This window comes from Pelotomaculum schinkii, from assembly GCF_004369205.1.
In the GTDB taxonomy this organism is placed as follows: domain Bacteria; phylum Bacillota; class Desulfotomaculia; order Desulfotomaculales; family Pelotomaculaceae; genus Pelotomaculum_C; species Pelotomaculum_C schinkii.
The window spans coordinates 1,065,764-1,086,434 of the sequence record NZ_QFGA01000002.1; the positions used below are offsets into that span (position 1 = coordinate 1,065,764).

Sequence of the window (20,671 nt, forward strand, 5' to 3'; positions counted from 1 at the left end):
TGCTCATGTACTTCCTATGTTCTATATATACCTTTCTTGCAATGTACAGGGCAGACCGGTGACTCTGGATAGCTGTCGCATACCTAAACCATACTCACAACCTAGCAGGTCGTTTTCGTTATACAAAAAAGAAGAGGCTGGCTCTCGCCAGCTGTTCTATAAACGTGATCCTTTTGCATTACTCCAGCAAAACCCCGCCTTTAGTGGGTTCTATAACTTATTGTTGCTAGAGATAATTTGTAAAAACTCTGACGCCTTTAATATCCCTATACCTTCGTACTCACATAATTGAAGCAAATGTTTATCTCCGGTGATAATATAGCTAGATTTGCCTTCAACCGCACATTCAATAATTTTGTCATCGTCCGGATCTGCTTCAACCGCATTAATTTTCTTTGAAGGGGTGAGCAAAATAGCTTTAGGCAGTAGCCTGCCGATAAATCCATCTATCTCTTCGTCCGTAAAACCCAACTTAGGGTATTGAACTACCCTGTAAAATTCGCTCAATATTTGCGTGGAAATGCAAAGATCCAGGGAACAATCAAGTACCATTTCCAAGACGGCAGCTTCAGCCCCGTTCCAACCAAGGGCTGAAATAAGGACATTGGTGTCTACGGTAACTCTCATTCTTTATGTCCTCTTGCCCAGCTAATCGCAGCTTCCACATCTTCGGGGGCTATCCTCTCTTTTTGAAACCTTTCTCTGATCGGTTTGGCAAATTCCTCAAAATCATTTGACGGAGCCAACTTTTTCATTTCCACCTTGGAGCCTTTTTTTTCAAAAAGGATATAATCACCTTCTTGAATCTTAAGATGCTTCCTTAATTCCAGGGGAACAGTAACCTGACCCTTCGTGGTTATCCTAGCAATAAAAAAATCTTCCATTTCAGCACACTCCGTAATAATTTCTTACTTTATATTCTAAATCATCTTTTCTTACCATTCAAGAATTTTTTAACAGGTGAATTTAAAAATCTATCAACATGGTAAGCTTTCCATCACACGTGTAACCTAGCCTGCCCGCCCACATATGATACCGGCAGACTCAGGCTGGTCAACCGCGGCTTGTTAGGACTGCTCCTTACAAGCCCTCGCCTTTAGGCGTGGGTGGTTGACCTGGTCGGATGCATTGCCGGCTGACTGCCGCATGCCTCAACATCCTCTGAATGAGAAATACCCCAAATCTTGCTTGATGTACAGGTGTGCAATACTTGACACTTACTTTTAGAAAAACAGAAAAAAAGGATGTCCTTTCTTTTTTAGGACGCTTCATGAAATATATATATTATGTGTTGATTGATCCATTTTACCTTAATGTAATCGGTGAAGGCTCTGCGATGTCGGACCTTCTTTGTTTTTAACAATACAAAATCAGACAAGATTTTGCTATTTTTAGACAATAAATATTGACAATCAGCTTTAATATCGCTAACTTGAGATTAGCTAATATAGGAAAATTTTTCTAGGGTTGAATCCAATGGGTCCAGTCAATTAAAAGTGGTCCATGAGGCAAACCAAGGGAGTTCTCAATAACTCTCCCAAAGTCACTACCCAACCACCATGTGCCTAATCTCAATATTATCCCGTGCAATGAAGACTATGGTAAAACTAAAAAAGATGACTGTGGCCTTTTTTGAATGCCCTTTTCCAAAGTTGGTTAATTAAGCTACTTGAGGAGGTATTCAGTAATGTTTTATGCTAAATTTAAAAGATATTTTTTGTTATTAGGGTTATTTTTAATTACCGCTTTTTTTACGGGATTTACTGTATGCTATGCTGAAGAAAACCAGAATACGGTTGTTTCTCAAACTTATCAGAATACGGTTGTTTCTCAAACTTATCAGAATACGGTTGTTTCTCAAACTTATCAGAATACGGTTGTTTCTCAAACTTATGATCCTTCTATGAACAATAAAAAAATCTTATTTATTAACGATGGATCATACTCGAATAATAATATTAATGGTAATTTTTCAAATCTTGCTAATATGTTGATTTCAGAAGGTTATTTAGTTGAAGAAAGAAACCTAAACCCAATTGCATCAATGGAAATAAATAATTATGACATTATAGTTTTTGGTTTAGGTTCTAGGGTAATTAGTCAAGAAGAAGCCGGTGTTCTAGTGACATTTGTTAAAAATGGTGGTAGTTTATTTCTGTTAGGAGATATGTTGGGTATTGATGAGAATAGTGCTAGAATCAGTAATTACTCTTTTAATATAATAGGTAAATCTTTTGGTATAGTATCTTATGATGATAATCCCATTTGGGATGCAATCATTACAGACATTAGAACAACAACACATGATTTAACTAAGGGTGTCAGCAGCTTTCGTATAAATTTGGCAAGTCCATTGTCAATCACTAGCCCAGCTATAGCTCTTGCCTATACTACTGAGCGCTATGACTATTTTGGTGCAGCAGTTTTAGCTGCGGCTCAATATGGTTCTGGAAGAGTTGTTTCCATTGGTGATACAGCCTTTCTTAGAAATGACTATATCAATAATTATGACCACTATACTTTAATTCATAATATATTTAATTGGTTATCTTCTAACAGCACTGAGCCAACATTACAAATACTAAGCCCAACTGAGAGAGCAATAATAGGTCTTGGTGATACCGTCAATTTATCAGCAAGCGCAACTGGTGTAGCACATGTTAAATTTTATGTTGAAAATATTGAAACAGGCTGGTTTGATAATCCTGGTGGGATGATTAGTGGTGACGGAACTTATTCAACCAATTGGTCAACTAGTGGAATGGATCCAGGAAAATACTTAGTCCGAGCTGTAGGTTATTCAAATGAGGGACATGAGTTGGTGGATTTTGCGGTTATGATTAAAATTATAGATCCAATTCCACCCACTGTTACTATTGATTCACCTGTTGACAATATTTTTTACAAAAGGGGAGAACCAATACCTATAAAAGCAACTGCCGAAGATAACATCGAAATTTGGAAGATGTATATCCATATTACCCCAAGCTGGGTTGCAACTTTGAAAGAATTTACTCCTAATTCTAAGCAGTTTACTGTTTCAGAAATATGGGATTCTTCCAAACTTCCGGAAGGCAGAGAAACTACTGATGGAAGTTACACAATTTCAGTATCTGCTACAGATACAGGTAATTGGGGTCGAGCTGAAGTGACAATTAACTTAGACGGGACTCCACCATCTATTATTGAAAATATTCCAATTGACGGGGACAAAGACGTGCTACTAACTGGTAAAATCATACTGAAGTTTAATGAGCCAGTAGAAGTTGTTGGTAATCCATATGTTGATAGGACAATTTTGATAAAGAATAATACTCCTGGTTTAGCTGACCCTTACGTGAATTTTGTTGCACGGCCTCAGGATGGAAACACAGTGATTCTGGAACGAGGTGATGGCGGAAACTGGAGTGCCCATACTAACTATACAGTTATGATAAAACCAGGTGCCGTAAAGGATAGAGCTGGAAATGAATTAACTGTCGGAAAAACATTTAGCTTTACAACCGTCAATACCCCGCCGGTGGCAGATGCGAAAGGCCCGTATACTGGTAACGAAGGAAGCGCAATCACTTTCAGCGGTTCAGGTGCTGATGCCGACAATGATCAACTAACCTATAGCTGGGACTTTGGGGATGGTCTCAGCACACCGTTCAGTTCAAGCGCAACCGCGTTACACACTTACACTGATAACGGTAATTTTACAGCTACACTAACGGTTAAAGACAGCTATGGAGGAATAGGCACTGCAAACGTTACGGTAACAGTAAATACCGTGGCGCCGACCATCGAGTCAGCTTTGCTTGCCCCTGTACAAGTAAAAACAGCCATAACCGCAATTGCAAGCTTCTCTGACCCTGGTACCCTTGATACGCATACCGCGGTCTGGGATTGGGGTGACGGCACCACATCTCCGGCCACCGTCACTGAAACGAATGGCTCCGGCTCTGTAAACGGCAGCCATACTTATACTTCGGCTGGTGTTTACACCGTCACGCTAACCGTCACCGACAAGGATGGTGGGACCGGTACATCCACTTCCGTATCCGTAGTCTACGACCCGAACGGCGGGTTCGTGACCGGCGGTGGCTGGATTAACTCAGCGGCAGGGGCCTACGCCGCCGACCCGAGTATCACAGGGGAAACAAACTTTGGATTCGTCTCTAAGTACCAGAAGGGCGCCCGCATGCCTAAAGGCAATACGGAATTCCAGTTTAATGCCGGCAGCCTGAACTTCCTCAGCACCAGCTATGACTGGCTCGTGATCTCGGGTAACAAGGCACAGTGCAAGGGTTCAGGCACGATAAACGGAACCGGTAATTATGGCTTTATGCTGACCGCAACTGACGGACAGTATAATGGCGGCACGGCTCCCGACATGTTCCGGATCAAGATTACGAATAACACAGACGGTTCAGTCGTCTATGACAATCAAATGAACGCAGCAGACAATGCGGACCCGACAACGGTCATCGGTGGCGGCAGCATAGTCATCCACAAATAGGTTCATAGCATGGCGTGCAGTCCTTATTCAGCCTCAGAGTCAAAACCCAAAACTGGAGCGTATTTTCGTCACTTCTCGGGCAGGACCTGCATGAGGCCGTAAGAACCGGTACCGTCCTCACCATATACCGTCACATTGAACGAGCCTCTTTCATGGCCACCGCAGCCAGAACCATGCCGGTATGCCAAACCTCTGGGCGGCCTCATCAAAATACCGCCGTAGTTCGGCAGGTACCATAGCCTCCGACACCAGCACATTACCACACAGGAAGATATAATAACTGTGTTTGATTTTGAAGGGCTAAAAAATCCCGATCGCCTAACTGGTAATCGGGATTCTGCTTTGGATGCTCAAGTGTGCCAAGAACATTCAAAGATGGGAAAAGCCCGGCTCATCACCAGGCTAAATAATTCCCTATTGCGGCGCACCACCCAAAGCACATCAGAACGCCGGCAAGTACTTGCACCGGTCGCAGTAGTCGGAGCCAACATAAAAGACGGGGTAAACTAGGCCTCCCCGTCTTTTATGTTGGCTATCTAACAATCACTTTGAAAATTATTATTAATTTTAGGTAAATCTGAGAAATGGTCTTTTATTGCTTCTATGCACTTAATCATCCCAGCTAAAAGTATACGAACTACCATCATACTCTACATAATAACTGGAGTTATCATTATCTACCGCTTTTCCCATAATATCTGCATCTTGTAAATCGGTATCAGCAATTTCAGCTTTGATTTTCGATTTTACTGCACTCAAAAAGGTTTTTAGCTTAGTTTGGCTGATGTCTGTCAAATCCTCATAATCTACTGCATCGTCAAAGTCAAGAGTGACTCTATATGCCAAATCATCCTCGTCGCCATCCAGGCTTATTGTCACATCTATACCGTCATCACCGAAATAATTATCTCCTGCATCTTCAAAATAATTATCGAGCGTATTTTCAATATCGCTTACGCTGGCATCATTACTGCCGACATTATTATTCGGCATTGTGTTGATACCCTCCACGATTTGCTCCAAACGTTCGGAGAGTTGTTCTTTTAACGTATCAGCTTGATCATCGGTGAGAATGCCGGCATCAACCGCATCATCAATGGCATCGCTTTGCAGCTCCTCGAGCTGTTCTAAAAGCTCATCTTCGCTTACATCGTAATCCTCGGCGATTTCGACCAGAGTTTGACCGCTTTGCAGGGCTGCGATAATGGTTTGTTCATCCACATCCAAAATAGCAGCTACTTGTGAAATGAGGTTCCCGCCTGTGGCCTCGCACATTTGGCCTCCTTGTGCAAACTGTTCGATTGGCGGCTGTTGTTGTTGAACAGGCTGTTGTTGAACAGGCTGTTGTTGAACAGGTTTTTGATTAAGTTGCTTGACCTGCTGTTTATTAAATTGTTGTTGATTCTTCTGCTGTTGATTAGGTTGTTGCCGCATAGGTGCCCCCAATTGGAACATCATAGTCGGTTGACCCTGACCACCCATGCCTGTCTGGAAACCTATCATCTGTTGGGATTTTCCTGGGCTGGCGGCATTAGCCGTTGAGACATTAAACAGCGCGGTTCCCCCCAACAATAACCCTGCAGACAAAACACCAATAAACATATTCTTATGAAGTTTTAACAAAACTTGAGCCCCCTTTCCATTCTTTTAAGTTTTAAAACAACTTGAGCCCCCTTTCCTTTATATAAGTAAATTATAGAGAGGCTCCCTGAAAAATGGTTGAATACGCACTGAAAGGAGGCTTAGTATTTGCTGAAAGTATCCGGCATCACCTTGTGGGAGCAAGCTAGCCTATAAAAGAAAAGAGGGGACCAAGTCTGCAAAATAGGTGCGCATGGGAAAGGGCTAAAGACCCCTTGTTACCTCATGCCGCCCATGTTGACCGGAAGCTTTTTGATTTGCTTTTTTGGTCGTATTTTGCTCAAGACGTAGGTGATCATACTTCTTGTTGGTGTACGGAGTGGGATTTCAGCCGCACACATCTTATTATTCTTATGGAGGAATCAGTTATGGGCAATAGGAGAAAAAACAAGCTTCAAACAATGGACGGACACAAGGCATTACAACTACGTAATCCTGTCCACTGGTGAGTTACCCGGATATTTCTTATGCAAGTCCTCTCTGAAAGGTTTTAGCTCGAATAAAAACAAGAGTTACTTACCGGAGTCGAGTTCATTTCAAGATAGGCAAACTTTTATAACAATACAAAAAGCCCTCTCTGGAGAGCGAGGCCTTTTGTATGTCTGCATACTTAGTTTGCCACAGGCGTGGCAGCTGTAACGGAGACTTAATCAACATCGACGGAATAATCGATGAATACGGGAGGAACTTCTCCGAGGGATGTGATGTTGCAGATCAGAGGCGATCTTGGCCAGGCGGGCTCCTTAGACCCATCCCAATAAGCTTGCCAACCGGGCTACCGCAAAGCAGACAGTGATAGCAATAATCAAAGGAATGAGCGCCGCCAGGACGGTCCACTTAAGACTGCCGGATTCTTTCGAAATAGTCCAGAGGGTGGTGCCGCACGGGTAGTGCAGCAGAGAAAACAACATCATACAGACAGCCGTGAGCCAGGTCCAGCCGTGACTCGCAAACAATTGGCGCAGCGTTTCCAGGCTGTCCAGCTCCAGCATGGATCCTGTCGCCATGTAGCTCATGATCAGAATGGGTACCACAATTTCATTGGCCGGCAACCCCAACACAAAGGCCATGAGAATATATCCGTCCATTCCCAGCAGTTGCCCGAAGGGATTCAACCAGTTGGCGCAATAGGTCAGGATGCTGACACCCCCAATATGAATGTTGGCAGACAGCCAGACGACAGCCCCGGCCGGCATCGCGACAAACACTGCGCGGCGAAGTACGAATAGGGTGCGGTCAAAGATTGAACGGGTAATAATCCGTCCTACTTGGGGCTTGCGGTAAGGCGGCAGCTCCAGAGTAAATGAGGATGGAACGCCTTTTAGCAGTGTTTTGGACAGAAGCCAGGACACCGCCAACGTCGTCACGATACCGAACACCACAATACCTACCACAATGAGCGCGGACCCTAAAAATGTGGTTGTTCCCATCACCAGCAGGCCGGCCAGGGCAATCAGGGTGGGAAAACGGCCGTTGCAGGGCACAAAATTGTTCGTCAGCATGGCAATCAGGCGCTCCCGTGGTGACTCGATGATCCGGCAGGCAATCACACCGGCGGCGTTACAGCCGAAGCCCGTGCTCATGGTCAGGGACTGCTTGCCGTGGGCGCCCGCCTTCTTAAAGAAATTGTCAAGATTAAAAGCAATCCTGGGCAGGTAACCCATGTCTTCCAGCAACGTAAAACACGGAAAAAAGATTGCCATTGGAGGCAGCATCACCGACACGACCCAGGCCAGACAACGGTAGATTCCTTCTACAAAGAAGCCGTTGACCCAGGCCGGGGCATCCAGCCAAATCAAAAGCTCCGTCAACTGCCCCTGTATCCAGAAAAGGCCGGTTGCCAGCATTTCCGAAGGGACATTCGCGCCGGCCACAGTGATCCAGAAAACAACAGCCAGCAGTAAAAGCATAGAGGGAAAGCCGAATACTCTTGAGGTGAAAATGTCATCCAGTTTTTTGTCCCAGTCCACCGGCGGCTTTCCTCGGGAGGTCACAACCCCTTCGGCAATTTCCTCTGCCTTGCCGTAGATGGCGCTGACAATAGAGTCGTTTAAATTTAGTGAACCCTCAGGATTTATCTTGCCCGCTTCTTCCAAGAGTTCATCTAAACCTGAACAAATGGCCGCCCGGCTCATGCCAAAACCACCTCTTTTATCCCGGTTCTCAAACCGTCCTTCCGTGCCAGCCAATTTTCGACGGCGTCAATTACCGTCTCGTCTCGATCTAGTAAACGAAGCGCCAGCCAGCGGGCATTGAAGGTTTCCCCGACCAGTTGTTTTATCTTTGGTTCCAATCTGCAAACGGCATTTTCAATCTCTTTGCTGTATCGTACAACATAAGGCTTCGTTTCGATGCGGCCGGTGACGACACCCGAAACGGTTTTAATCAGATGCTCAAGACCCAATCCGTTCCGGGCTGCGGTAGGAACCACAGGCACTCCCAACCTGGCAGCTAGAGCACGATAGTCAATCTGTATTTTTTTACGCCGGGCTTCGTCAACCAGATTGACGCAGACGATTAATCTGGTGGTTATTTCCATCACTTGCAGAGCCAGGTTCAAGTTTCTTTCCAGACAGGTGGCATCCAAAACAACCACCGTGGCATCCGGCCTGCCAAAGCAGAGGTAGTCCCTGGCCACCTGTTCTTCCACTGAATTTGCCATCAGCGAGTAGGTGCCGGGTAAATCAATCAGTTTATAAATGAGACCCTGGTGAATGTAGCGGCCCTCAGCCAGGAGCACTGTTTTTCCAGGCCAGTTGCCGGTGTGCTGGTTTAACCCCGTCAGGGCGTTGAAAACGGTACTCTTCCCGGTGTTCGGGTTGCCGGCCAGGGCAACCACATAATCCGCTCTGTTATTTTGGCCCCTGCCAAAACGTTCTTTTATAGCGCCACTTCCAGTGGACTGGTTTGTCAAACCCACATTCTACTCCCCTTTATACTTGATCAGGATTTGCTGCGCCTCTTCTTTCCGGAAGGCAATGACGGCGCCGCGTATCCGGTAAGCCTTAGGATCTCCGGCAGGGCTGATCCGCAGGGCTTTCACCCTGGTTCCGGGGACAAGGCCCAGGTCCAGCATTCTCCGCCTGGTAAAACCTGCGGCCTGGATTGAGCTTACTGTAGCCGATTTTCCGACAGGCAAGTCGTGCAGACTGATGATTATGTCTGCCGGATAATCACCCTGCTTATGCTCCATATGTACAGGTCCTCCCTTACGATTATTAATTCCGTTTAACTAATTTAACTCCGGCTAACAATTAGTCAAAAATTGTGTCAGTTAATACCTAACATATGTCAATATTTGAAATCTTGTGACCGTTTCCCGGTGTTTTATCAGGGCAAGTTTTTTATTGTTCAGTAAGAAAGTTTCTTAGAGCAACAATAACGTTGGCTGCCCGATAATAGATCTTACGCCCAGTATTTTCCTTTTGTTACACCCTGTAATTTGGAATTTTTATGTTCCTTAGAGGAAGACACTGGAAATATATTATCTTAATTTAATTGAATAAAATTAAGTGCTTTTCTTGGATTATAATATGTATTACATATTTAATTATTGCTGCTGTTAACATTTATTGGAATTATCAAGGATAATACCTGAATAAAGTTGCCAAACGCTCCATTATTGCAGTCAAATGAAAAGTAATGTATAATATTTGTAATATTACTAGCATAGGCAGGTGGATTATAGTGGAAGGTTATCGTTTTAAAACCAGATTGAGAGTCCGTTATTCTGAGGTAGATGCCCAAAGGATCGTATTTAACTCAAACTATCTTACTTACCTCGACATTGCTGTAGGTGAGTATTTTCGCGAAGGTCTTCAACTTGATTTAGCTGAGCTTGAAAAGGATGAAATATTTGATTATGTAATTAAAAAGGTTACTCTGAATTACCATAAATCAGCAACAATGTATGATTGGCTAAATATTTGGTGCAGAACAGTAAAAATGGGTAATACAAGCATGGTTATGGAATTTGCCATTACTAGAGATGGAGAAGATGATGCATTACTTACAGCAGAGATACTATACGTAAGCTACAATCCAAAGAAAAAAGCGACACAGCCTATCCCTGACTTCCTTCGCCAAACCATAGAAAATTATGAACATAGTGGGAATTAACAAATTAGGTATATTTGAACTAGAGCATGCATAAAGACATCGGTTCAGGACAGCCTTGAAAAATGACGAAAAGGGGAAATAGTCTCAAAACCAACAAAATCCTCAACCTTATAGGTTGAGGATTTTGTTCCTTCAAAGTAATAAATCATACTAAGACCTTACATATACTCCCCGGCTTAACCACTTCTCTAGGATCCAGCATCTCTATAGCCATCTCGCGCAGTTTAAATTTTTGAACCTTTCCATTGGAAGTATAAGGATAGTCTTCAACAAAAGCAACATATCTTGGAATTTTCCAACCGGCGATTTGGCCTTTACAGAAGTTCTGGACAGATTCAGGGGTAAGGACATGCCCATCCTTCACACGAATAAAAGCCATCACTTCCTCGCCGTATTTTTCACTTGGAACACCAATGATTTGAACATCCTTAATCAAAGGGTGAATTCGCAGGAATTCCTCCACTTCTTTTGGATATATATTTTCGCCGCCGCGGATAATCATTTCTTTTAACCGGCAGGTAATCTTGCAATACCCGTTTTCATCCATAGTACCCAGATCCCCGGTATGCAGCCAGCCTTCCGCATCAATGGTATTTGCTGTGGCTTCAGGCATCTTGTAGTAGCCCTTCATAATGTTATAGCCACGGGCACAGATTTCGCCCTGCGCTCCCTTCGGCACTTCTTTTCCTGTTTCGGGATCAACGATTTTCACTTCAACACCGGGTAACGCTTTTCCCACCGTGGAACATTTTAGCTCCAGGGGATCGTCTGCCCTGGTGATGGTAATACAAGGTGATGATTCAGACTGCCCGTAAGCAACTAAGACCTCTTTCATATTCAGTACTTCAATTATTTTTTTCATGACATCAGCGGGACATGCAGCGCCAGCCACAATACCGGTCCGCAGGGAAGACACATCATAATTTTCCTTTTCCATTTGCTCCAATTCCAGAATAAACATGGTCGGCACCCCGTGCAGCACCGTACAGCGCTCTTTTTCAACGGTTTTAAGCACTTGTGCCGGGCTAAATAATTCAACAGGCACCATCGCTGCTCCTGCAACGACACAACACCCGGTACTGGCCGTGGTTCCAAAGACGTGGAAGAAAGGCACCGCTATACACATCCGGTCAGACGGGCCCAGGTTCATACATATCGCTTGTGCGTATGCGTTCGCAATAACGTTGTGGTGGGTCAGCATTACCCCTTTGGGAAATCCGGTGGTACCGGAAGTGTAGATCATAACGACTGGATCGTCCGGATCCAGTTCTGCGCTCCTGGCCGCCAGCGCTTCGTCTGAAACATTTTCACCCACTTTGATAAATTCATCCCAGGTGAACATGCCAGGATATTTATTGCTTCCTATCATAACCACATTTTTTAATAGGGGCAGTCTTTTTGATACCAGTTCTCCCGGTTTACACTCTTTTAATTCCGGGCAAAGCTCATTAATTAAGCTTCTAAAATCAGAGCTTTTGGTGCCTTCCATCATAATCAAGGTTGTTGCATCTGACTGCTTCAGCTGATACTCCAGTTCCAATAATTTATAGCTGGTGCTTACTGTAGCCATCACTGCCCCAACCCTTGCGCTGCCAAACTGGGTAATCACCCACTCGGGCACATTGGCAGCCCAAATGGCAATATTATCACCTCTTTTTATTCCCAGCTTCAACAGGCTCTTGGCAAATTGGTTGCAGACTTCGCGAAACTCTTTGTAAGAATACCTCAAACCGCGGTCGGGGTAGACAAGAGCATCGTTGTCAGGATAGTTAATCGATGTACGATCAACCAGTTCACCTATTGTGATTTTACCCAAATCTCTCACAAACGCCCCTCCCAAAATAATAATTTTCTGTTCCCATATAAATAACAAATATGTACATTTAATATAGGCTATAGTAGTAAGCTTAAAAACTCTGCTACTTGCATAATAGTGTTAAATAACCAATGAGTTATTATATTACATGGTATTACATGCCAAAATATGCACTATCATCATGAGTAGCAATAATATATCATATATTAATTTATTTCATAGTAGTTCCACGCACCGCTATCGCTGCGCCATGCATCATGAAAATATGTAGGTGTGATTTCAATCGCACACGGCGCGCTAGCGCCGAACTTGTGGCGGCCAATGTTGCATTTGTGCGAATGAATTCGCACCTACATTTTAATGTACGCATCAGAGCAGAATGGCTATGTTAAGAAACACAAGTCGTTACTGGTCTTGGAGTTTCCTTTATGCCCAACATTTCTATAGCCATCTCTTGCAGTTTAAATTTTTGAACTTTACCGCTGGAGGTAACAGGGTATCTATCAACAAAGGCTATATATTTCGGTATTTTATTGCGGGCGATTTTGCCTTTACAGAAGTCCCGGACCTCTTCCTGCGTAAGAGTTGCGCCTTCCTTCAGCTGAATAAAGGCCATCACTTCCTCACCGTATTTGCTGCTTGGGACACCTATAACCTGAACATCCCGCACCAATGGGTGAGTAGAAAGAAACTTTTCTATCTCTCTTGGATAAATATTTTCCCCGCCTCGGATAATGATTTCTTTGATGCGGCAGGTGATCTTGCAGTAGCCGTTTTCATCCATAATACCCAGGTCGCCGGTGTGCAGCCAACCTTCCCCGTCAATGGCGGAAGCGGTTGCTTCAGGCATTTTGTAATAACCCTTCATAACATTGTAGCCACGTACACAGATTTCGCCCTGAGTGCCAGGGGGAGCCTCATTTTTTGTTTCGGGGTCAAAAATCTTTACCTCCACGCCAGGCAGAGCCCGTCCTACTGTAGAAACCCTCAATTCAAGAGGATCGTTTATCCTGGTGCTGGTGATACAGGGTGAGGCTTCAGTCTGCCCGTAAGCGACGATGACCTCATTCATATTCATATCTTTCACTATTCTTTTCATGACTTCAATGTTACATGCAGCCCCGGCCACAATACCGGTGCGAAGGGAAGACACATCGAAATTTTCCTTATCCAGCAATTCCAGTTCCATAATGAACATGGTGGGGACCCCGTTTAGCACGGTGCAGCGCTCTTGTTCAACTGCTTTCAGTACTTGCACAGGGTCAAACGTTTCAACCACAACCATTGCCGCACCGGCTACAATACAGGATATGTTGCTCCCCACACAGCCGAAACAGTGTGCGAAAGGCACCGCGATACACATCCTGTCAACCGGACTGAGGTTCAAACATTCCACATGGGCGATGGCGTTTGTAATAATGTTGTGGTGAGTCAACATGACGCCTTTGGGAAACCCGGTGGTGCCGGAAGTGTAAATCATAATGGCTACATCATCCGGGTCAGTCGCGGCCATGCTTGCAGCAAGTTCTTCATCTGAAACAGCTTCACCCATTTTGACAACTTCATCCCAGGTAAACATGCCGGGATGTTTATTGTTTCCTATCATTATTACATTCTTCAAAAGAGGAAGTCTCTCAGAAACCAACTCTCCGGGGTTACAGTGCTGTAATTCGGGGCAGATTTCATATAAGATGCTTTTGAAATCAGAGCTTTTTGTTCCTTCGATCATAATCAAAGTTGTCGCATCCGACTGTTTCAGTAAATACTCCAACTCAAAAGACTTGTAGCTTGTATTGACTGTTACAAGTACCGCTCCAATCCTGGGGGTTCCAAACTGGCTGATAGCCCATTCGGGTACGTTGGTCCCCCAAATCGCAATATGGTCGCCTCTTTTCACCCCCAACCCAGACAGTCCTTTAGCAAATCGGTTACAGGTATCCCTAAACTCTTTGTAGGAATACCTCGAGCCACGGTCTGGGTAAACAAGAGCGTCGTTGTCGGGATAGTTTGCCGCTGTACGGTCAACCAGTCCACCAATAGTAATTTTATCAGGCTCTCCCATATTAGCCCCTCCCCCGGATATTAAAGACCTTCCAATACCTGTGCTATAAATAAAAATTATTTAGCATAGGTATTGGAAGGTCTATCATCCTTAATATCTTTTAGAACGGCCTCGATGCCCCATGGCATAATAAACATTTTTACCCACCCTATTATAGTCTATAGTCGCATGTTAAATTTATCACTAGATATATTATATTATATAGTAGATTATTTGAAAAATAAATAGATTTATTATGCCATATAGTAGTTCAACGGATAAAATCCTTGGTTTACTGTGTAATAGTATAAGTTATAGTAGTATGATATATAGTATCACATCAAAAACCAGCTTACTTTATTATATTATATAGTGATAAGTAGAAGAAATAAACATTTTTTATAAAATAATTTGTGAAAAAATGATTTTGCTATTTTATTGAAATTTATCTAAGTTTTAGATAGAAACAATCTGATTTTATTTCCTCCACACTTAATAGTAAGAATATTCAGGTTGCTTTTACTTTCCTGCCTATCGCTTGTTGCTTTTACGCCAGATACCCATTTCTTGGGCCCTTTTAATCAATTCTTCGCGGAAATCAGGATGAGCGATAGATATCAGAGCTTCCGCTCTTTGCCATAAAGCTTTGCCTTTTAAATTAGCAATCCCATACTCGGTTACTATGCTGGGCGCCATACCGCGATGAATGGTCACGGCTGAACCGGGTTCGAGTGTGGGCCGGATCCGTGAGAATATTTTATCGCCTTTACTGAAGGTTGAAGTCATGCATATAAAGCCCTTTCCACCTCTTGACTGGAAAGCGCCCAGGGCGAAACAAATAGAACCACCCGTACCACTGATCTGCCGGATACCGGAAGACTCCGAATTTATCTGACCGAAGAGGTCCACATCAATACAATTGTTGATTGACACAAAATTATCCAACTGACCGATTACATTGGGGTTGTTGGTATAGTTTACGGGTAAAAAAGCGCACATTGGGTTCTCGTCAATAAAATCGTAAGTCTTTTTAGTGCCGCCAGCAAATGTCGCAACCATCTTATACCTGTCTATGTTTTTCCTTGCTCCCGTCACCCGTCCTTTTTCTACCATATCCACCATTGAGTCCACAAACATCTCGGTGTGAATGCCCAGATCCTTTAAATCTGAATTCGCGATCATTTCTCCGACAGCATTGGGCATACCCCCAATACCCAGTTGCAGGCAACAACCATCCTCCAGTTGCTCCATAATTATTGACGCAACCTTTTTATCAATGTCATTGGGCTTGGCAGCAGGTATCTCGGCTATTGGATAATCGGCTTCCACGATATAGTCCACTTTCGAGATATGAATAGCTTCCTCCTGTCCAAAGCAACGCGGTATGTTGGGGTTTACTTCGAGGACGATCTTTTTGGCTTTTTCGCATATGGCCATGGTGTGAGAGACCTGGGGGCCAAAGTTAAAGAAGCCGTGCTTATCCATAGGGGTTACTGGAATAAATGCAACGTCAACGTCAATATAATTCCGGTAATACTCGGGCACTTCATAATAGACAATGGGAATATACGAACAGAGCCCCTGATCGCTCAGTTTACGCTCGTAACCGCTGAGCTGCCAGCCATTATATATAAAATGCTCCCTGGTGGGATCAACTATTGCCGCTTCCGGGATCCCGGTAAAACGGGTACAGCTGCGGATCTTCACATCCCACAGTTCATCTCTTCGGGTCGCCAAAGCTTTGTCCAGTACAACAACTGAGCCTGTAAATGAACCGTAATCAACCCAGTCCCCTGATTTGACTACCTTAACTGCCTCTTCCGGTGTAACCAGCTTTCGCTTATATTCCTCTGTGTAATTCAAAGAATGCCACTCCCAATCTGCTTTTTTGAGGAAAACACCATTAGCTTCAACTTCTCATAACTTTCCGGGGTATCCACATCAAGAATTACTGCTTCATCTTGTACCGTAAGATAGTCCACCTTATTCCCAAGTTTCTTCAGCACTTCACGTGCGCCTTCATCCCCTTGTAGTGATTCTAACTCAGAAGTCAATGAATAGCTAAAAATCACCGGATGGCCCGGCATACCCTGGTAGAGCGGACGAAGCGCCATGCTGCGTCTCTCTTTGAACTCCCTGATAACTGTGTTGATTATAGAAGGGGAAATAAGTGGCTGGTCACACATGAAAACTAAAAATGCAGTAGTATTTACGTTGATTGCCTTAACCCCCAAGGACAGGGAAGAACCTTGACCCTGCCTGAAGTGTGGGTTAACAATAATTTTTACCGGCAGGTCCTTGATTGCGGCGCTTACTTCATCTTCCCGGAAACCTGTCACAACCGTTACCTCATCAACTGCTGAGGCTAATACATTTTCTGTTACAATTCGGATCAAGGGTCTCTTTCCCAATTCGAGCAATTGTTTAGGAAACCCCATTCTCGAAGACATTCCTGCAGCTAAAATAACTGCTGAAATCATAATATCAGTACCACTCTTTTTAATATTGGATGCTATTCCATGATAGCCAACACAGGGTTTATCCCAATTGCCGACCCCAGTATTACCTTACTGATTTTTTCACCCAGTAGCAACCTGCCCAACCTGCGCCCCTCACCTTGATTTTCCATGCGATCTACTTTGTTGATAAACGGCACAACCATCGCATTTGAAGGACTATCGCGCAAAATTCCTTCCGGATGAGTAATTAATTCAGCGATCATCTCAGCGTCAATTATGGATCCCATCTTACGACCGGTCAGTCTTGAGACTAATTCAGGGCGGTGTACATATTTGCTGTCCAGGGTTTTGCCAAAAATGTCTGCGCCTATCACAACCAAAAGCACTGTTGTTGCCCCGGCAATAACCGGTTCAAAATCTAAATGTCCTTTCAGGGAACGGCCTTTGGAGCCATCCGACTCAATTAAAGTAAAGTCTGCGTAATTTTGCAGCAAGTTTACTTGCTCGCGGGATATTCCGTTCATCTTGTTATTTTCCAGCAGGCCGGAACCTACTACCGGCCTCAAGCCTTTCAAAAGGAACTCGTACAGCTCTTTTTCCGGCGGCTCGTCTTTTTCCAACAGGACCAACGGAAATTTATCGGGCGGGGGCAAAAATATTTTTGTTGTAGTTGTTACGACAACCTTGTATTGTAAGGGTATTTCTTCAGCCAGACGATACATTAAGGAGGTTTTTCCGCCACCACCAACCAGGGATATTACTCCTTTTTGTTTCAAGCCCAAGGCCTTGCTGATCTTCATTACAAATCATGTTCCTTTGCGTAATTCAATGTGTTCACTGGTTGCTGTTAAGGAAATGACATACCGCCTCCAAAACCCCTCCGCCGACAGCCAGCGCTTTATCGGAGATGGTGTCATATTCGGCGTCCTGGCGCGGGTCGATGTCACCTATCTTGGTCCCTTTGGGAACCCACAGCCCCTCTTTGAGCATGCCTCTTACCATTCCCGTCATTTCCGCATATACCGGTGTTGTTTCGACATAGGCCACCACATCTCCTTTTTCTACCTGCTCCCCGATAGAACAGCGCGGCGCCATCACTCCGTCCACAGGGGCCCTCAACAGCCTCTCCAGGGTATAGCCGTCCACCGCTCCCGGAGCGCCGGTGTCCGGAATGGCGCCGCCGCTGTAAATGGCCCGGCCCAGCCGGTGTCCCCGGCAGGTCTCAATTACCGCGTGGACGTCGACGCCGGCGGTGAAGCCCGGCCCCAGGCCGATTACCAGCGGCGCGTCCCCGATGGTGGTATCGAGGTTGCGTTTGGCCATCCTCGCGTCCACCACCACCGCGGGACGCGCATCTTTTACCACGGCCGCCGCGGGGTCCACCAGCACCGGGATGACCTTTTTTTCAAGCAATGACAGGGCCTCTTCCACCGAACCGGCCAGGCCGGCCTCTATCCCTTCTATGGTGACGTTCCCTTCATATACCGCCTCGGCAAACGACACGGTCCTTCTTACCACCAGCGGGCGTTCTATTTCGGTCATGATCACGTCCAGGCCGCTCTTGTAAAGACGGTAAGCGACCCCTGAGGCGAGGTCGCCGGCTCCTCTTATCACTACCACTGCTTTATTTTTACTTATTTTTTTCACCCCCGCTAAAAACCTCTTGATACCCGCCTGCCGGTTCTATGAATACTTCCATCGCGCCGCCGCAGACCATCCCTTCCGCAGCTGCCGTGTCCGCGCTAAGCGACACTTTATACATGCGCGGCAAGTTTTCGTCAATCACACCAAGGGCGGCCAGCCGGACCTCCGACTCACCGCAACCGCCCCCTATTGTCCCCAAAATCCGGCCGTCTCCGTAAACCAGCATCCGCGCGCCTGCTTTGCGGGGGGTGGAGCCCCGTGTTTTTACTATTGTGGCCAGCGCCGCAGGTGTTTTATCTCCTGTGAGCGTTTTCTGCAATACTTCTCTGTCCGCGGCGGAAGGCAGTTCAACGTCGCCGGCGGACTTTTGCGGGCTGTGGTCTTTTAGGGATTGGGCGCTCCCGCCGCGGCGCTCTCTGAGCAATTCCGCGGCTATACTTACGGCCACTTCCCCGGGGGTCTGCGCCCCTACGTCCAAACCTACCGGCATGTGTACCTGCTCCAGTTTTTCGGCGTCTATACCTTCTTCGAGCAACTGCTGCCTGACTATTTTTATCTTTCGCCTGCTGCCGATCATGCCCAGGTAAACCAGGGGGTATTTTATCAACCGGCGCAGGCATTCCTGATCATGCTGGTGGCCCCTGGTGATTATTACCACACTGCTTGACGGTCCCAGGTCCAGGTGTCTTTCCATGTCGCTGAAGTCGCAGCAGATGACTCTGTCGGCCCCGGGAAAACGCTCTTTGTGAGCAAAGTCAGGCCGGTCGTCGACTACCGTAACCTGGTACCCCAGTATTTTCCCGATAGCTGCCAGCGGCACGGCTATATGGCCGCCGCCTAAAATGATCAGTCCATGCGGCGGCTGGTAGGGGGCGATCATAACTGTGGCGCTCTGCTCCGGTTTGGCCGGGTTGGACAGGGTCGTTACCTCAAACATCCCGTTGGACCGGTTACTTTGGACCGTTTCCGCCGCCTGCTCCGCCAGCCAGGGCAGCTCCAGGTTTCCGGCTTTCCCTTCACCTTTATTTTTGAATATTGCTTTTTGCCCCAAGAGACTGTCCGGAAGGTTTTCCTTACCAATGACGGTCACTATGGTTATCCCTTGCTCCAGGTTGCTTTCCATATACTCCAATAACCTCCTCCCTGGATTTTTGGCGTTATTTTGCCATACATGCCTCGCTAAGCAACGCCGGCAGAAGATGAATACTACGGCAATGTGAGTGCGCTTCAGCGCCGAACTTGTGTGGTTTCATGTAACATTTGTGCGAATAAATTCGCGCCTGCCTTTAGTTGGGGCAGCAAGAGTGGCTTTATCTGAGAATAGTCGTTGGCAATGTTATTTTCAGGTTAGTGCGAGCCTTTGCCGAAGGTGCAGTTGGGATACCGGCACTCGGGACAAGCCCTGCAGAGCCCGCCGCAGGCCAGCGCTACGATGTCCTTGCGAGTTACCCGCTCACCCGCCAACAACCGCGGCAGTATTAAATCCACGACGGTTATTTTGAAAAACATCCCGCAGGCCGGCACTCCCATGATCGGGACGTCCCCCAGGTAGGCCAGCATAAACATCGCCCCGGGCAGCGCGGCGGCGCCGTATTTCTCTACTTTAGCCCCCGCCAGGCGAATGGCGTTGGGGGTGACGTCGTCGGGATCGACGGACATGCCTCCTGTTACAAAGATGATATCCGCTCCGTCCGAGGCCATTTTGTTGATCTTGGCGGCAATGATTTCAGCGTTGTCAGGCGCGAAATCTATGCCCAGTATCTCTGAACCGAACGCTTTCACTTTTTCGGTGATGACCGGTCCGAAACCGTCCCGGATACGCTTTTTATATACTTCGCTGCCGGTAATGACCGCGCCCACTTTTAATTCCTTAAAGGGAAGCACCTTGATGACCCAGCCGCCGGCCTGCCGGCAGATGTCTTCAGCGGCTGTAACTGTTGTTTCGGGTACGACCAGCGGTATGACCTTGGTCCCTGCCAGCAGTTCGCCTTCTTTGACCACCGTATTGTTGGGCAAGGTCGATAAAATCACGTCCGGCAGCTCGTTGATCGCTTCCAGGGCGGGAATATTGATTTTCAACAGCCCGTCGCAGGCGGCGTGCATGTTCACCCGGCTTTCCTTGGGGCCGGACCAGGTTACCCACTCGCCGGTGACAGCTTCGCCCAGGCGCACACCGGCTTCGTCCTCATGGACGTCACCATGGTCAAGGTCTAAGATATAGATATTTTCCTTGCCCAACCTCAAGAGCTCGGGTACGTCTTGCGGCCTTATGATGTGTCCTTTTTTAAAAAGCGCTCCCTTGGATTCTCCCTTCACGATTTGGGTGATATCGTGGCTGAGCACCTTTCCTACCGCTTCCTCTACCTTTATCGTCTGCAACTTCATTATATATCACTCCTTGAAAGTGCCTTTATCGTACACGATGGAGGATGGACTATCAACCAAAATTT

Annotated in this window: 17 protein-coding genes; 2 read left to right on the plus strand and 15 right to left on the minus strand. The window is 46.0% G+C overall.

The genetic code is table 11. The features are described from left to right. Positions 1–210 precede the first annotated feature (210 nt). Together Psch_RS15910 and Psch_RS15915 are read right to left on the minus strand one after the other, a co-directional pair. On the minus strand, positions 211–627 hold the full coding sequence (locus Psch_RS15910) for a putative toxin-antitoxin system toxin component, PIN family (RefSeq protein WP_190258788.1): 417 nt from the start codon (positions 625–627) through the stop codon (positions 211–213). Beyond that, the gene (locus tag Psch_RS15915) at positions 624–884 is read right to left on the minus strand and encodes an AbrB/MazE/SpoVT family DNA-binding domain-containing protein (RefSeq protein ID WP_190258789.1); all 261 of its coding nucleotides are present in this window, start codon (positions 882–884) and stop codon (positions 624–626) included. The genes Psch_RS15910 and Psch_RS15915 overlap by 4 nt, the downstream gene beginning before the upstream one ends. A gap of 803 nt (positions 885–1,687) precedes the next feature. Between Psch_RS15915 and Psch_RS15920 the strand changes: the two genes are divergently transcribed. Then, the gene (locus Psch_RS15920) at positions 1,688–4,501 is read left to right on the plus strand and encodes a PKD domain-containing protein (protein WP_190258790.1); all 2,814 of its coding nucleotides are present in this window, start codon (positions 1,688–1,690) and stop codon (positions 4,499–4,501) included. Between the two features lie 68 nt (positions 4,502–4,569). On the opposite strand, the gene Psch_RS15925 is transcribed toward Psch_RS15920, so the two are convergent. The 5 genes from Psch_RS15925 to Psch_RS15945 all read right to left on the minus strand — a co-directional run bounded on the left by Psch_RS15925 (position 4,570) and on the right by Psch_RS15945 (position 9,335). Beyond that, positions 4,570–4,707 carry a hypothetical protein gene (locus Psch_RS15925; protein ID WP_190258791.1) on the minus strand — a complete coding sequence of 46 codons (138 nt, stop codon included), beginning with the start codon at positions 4,705–4,707 and terminating at the stop codon, positions 4,570–4,572. A gap of 403 nt (positions 4,708–5,110) precedes the next feature. Beyond that, positions 5,111–6,124, minus strand: a complete 1,014-nt coding sequence (locus Psch_RS15930; RefSeq protein WP_190258792.1) for a DUF2680 domain-containing protein — start codon at positions 6,122–6,124, stop codon at positions 5,111–5,113. A gap of 761 nt (positions 6,125–6,885) precedes the next feature. Beyond that, positions 6,886–8,277 (minus strand): nucleoside recognition domain-containing protein, encoded by a 1,392-nt coding sequence (locus Psch_RS15935; protein WP_190258793.1) that lies wholly within the window; start codon positions 8,275–8,277, stop codon positions 6,886–6,888. After that, complete coding sequence (locus Psch_RS15940) at positions 8,274–9,062, minus strand: FeoB small GTPase domain-containing protein (protein ID WP_134220279.1); 789 nt, start codon at positions 9,060–9,062, stop codon at positions 8,274–8,276. Before Psch_RS15940 ends, Psch_RS15935 begins: the two co-directional genes overlap by 4 nt. 3 nt (positions 9,063–9,065) lie before the next feature. Then, positions 9,066–9,335: a FeoA family protein gene (locus Psch_RS15945; RefSeq protein ID WP_134220278.1), complete on the minus strand. Its 270-nt coding sequence runs from the start codon at positions 9,333–9,335 to the stop codon at positions 9,066–9,068. 494 nt (positions 9,336–9,829) lie between these two features. Between Psch_RS15945 and Psch_RS15950 the strand changes: the two genes are divergently transcribed. Further along, positions 9,830–10,261: an acyl-CoA thioesterase gene (locus Psch_RS15950; protein WP_190258794.1), complete on the plus strand. Its 432-nt coding sequence runs from the start codon at positions 9,830–9,832 to the stop codon at positions 10,259–10,261. A gap of 145 nt (positions 10,262–10,406) precedes the next feature. Here the strand turns inward: Psch_RS15950 and Psch_RS15955 are convergent, their stop codons facing one another. The 8 genes from Psch_RS15955 to Psch_RS15990 all read right to left on the minus strand — a co-directional run bounded on the left by Psch_RS15955 (position 10,407) and on the right by Psch_RS15990 (position 20,606). After that, positions 10,407–12,086 (minus strand): AMP-binding protein, encoded by a 1,680-nt coding sequence (locus Psch_RS15955; RefSeq protein WP_134220276.1) that lies wholly within the window; start codon positions 12,084–12,086, stop codon positions 10,407–10,409. A 379-nt stretch (positions 12,087–12,465) separates the two neighbouring features. Beyond that, positions 12,466–14,139 carry an AMP-binding protein gene (locus Psch_RS15960; RefSeq protein ID WP_190258795.1) on the minus strand — a complete coding sequence of 558 codons (1,674 nt, stop codon included), beginning with the start codon at positions 14,137–14,139 and terminating at the stop codon, positions 12,466–12,468. 510 nt (positions 14,140–14,649) lie between these two features. Further along, the gene (locus tag Psch_RS15965; RefSeq protein WP_134220274.1) at positions 14,650–15,981 is read right to left on the minus strand and encodes an acetyl-CoA hydrolase/transferase family protein; all 1,332 of its coding nucleotides are present in this window, start codon (positions 15,979–15,981) and stop codon (positions 14,650–14,652) included. Then, positions 15,978–16,598: a molybdenum cofactor cytidylyltransferase gene (gene mocA, locus Psch_RS15970; protein WP_190258796.1), complete on the minus strand. Its 621-nt coding sequence runs from the start codon at positions 16,596–16,598 to the stop codon at positions 15,978–15,980. The genes Psch_RS15965 and mocA overlap by 4 nt, the downstream gene beginning before the upstream one ends. Before the next feature lie 32 nt (positions 16,599–16,630). Then, positions 16,631–17,377 (minus strand): selenium cofactor biosynthesis protein YqeC, encoded by a 747-nt coding sequence (yqeC, locus tag Psch_RS15975; protein ID WP_190258797.1) that lies wholly within the window; start codon positions 17,375–17,377, stop codon positions 16,631–16,633. Positions 17,378–17,411: 34 nt separating this feature from the next. Then, a complete protein-coding gene (gene yqeB / locus Psch_RS15980) occupies positions 17,412–18,224 on the minus strand; it encodes a selenium-dependent molybdenum cofactor biosynthesis protein YqeB (protein WP_345789088.1) in 813 nt (270 codons plus the stop codon). Further along, complete coding sequence (locus Psch_RS15985; protein WP_190258798.1) at positions 18,208–19,344, minus strand: XdhC/CoxI family protein; 1,137 nt, start codon at positions 19,342–19,344, stop codon at positions 18,208–18,210. Before Psch_RS15985 ends, yqeB begins: the two co-directional genes overlap by 17 nt. 224 nt (positions 19,345–19,568) lie before the next feature. Then, the gene (locus tag Psch_RS15990) at positions 19,569–20,606 is read right to left on the minus strand and encodes a molybdopterin-binding protein (RefSeq protein WP_190258799.1); all 1,038 of its coding nucleotides are present in this window, start codon (positions 20,604–20,606) and stop codon (positions 19,569–19,571) included. Positions 20,607–20,671 lie beyond the last annotated feature (65 nt).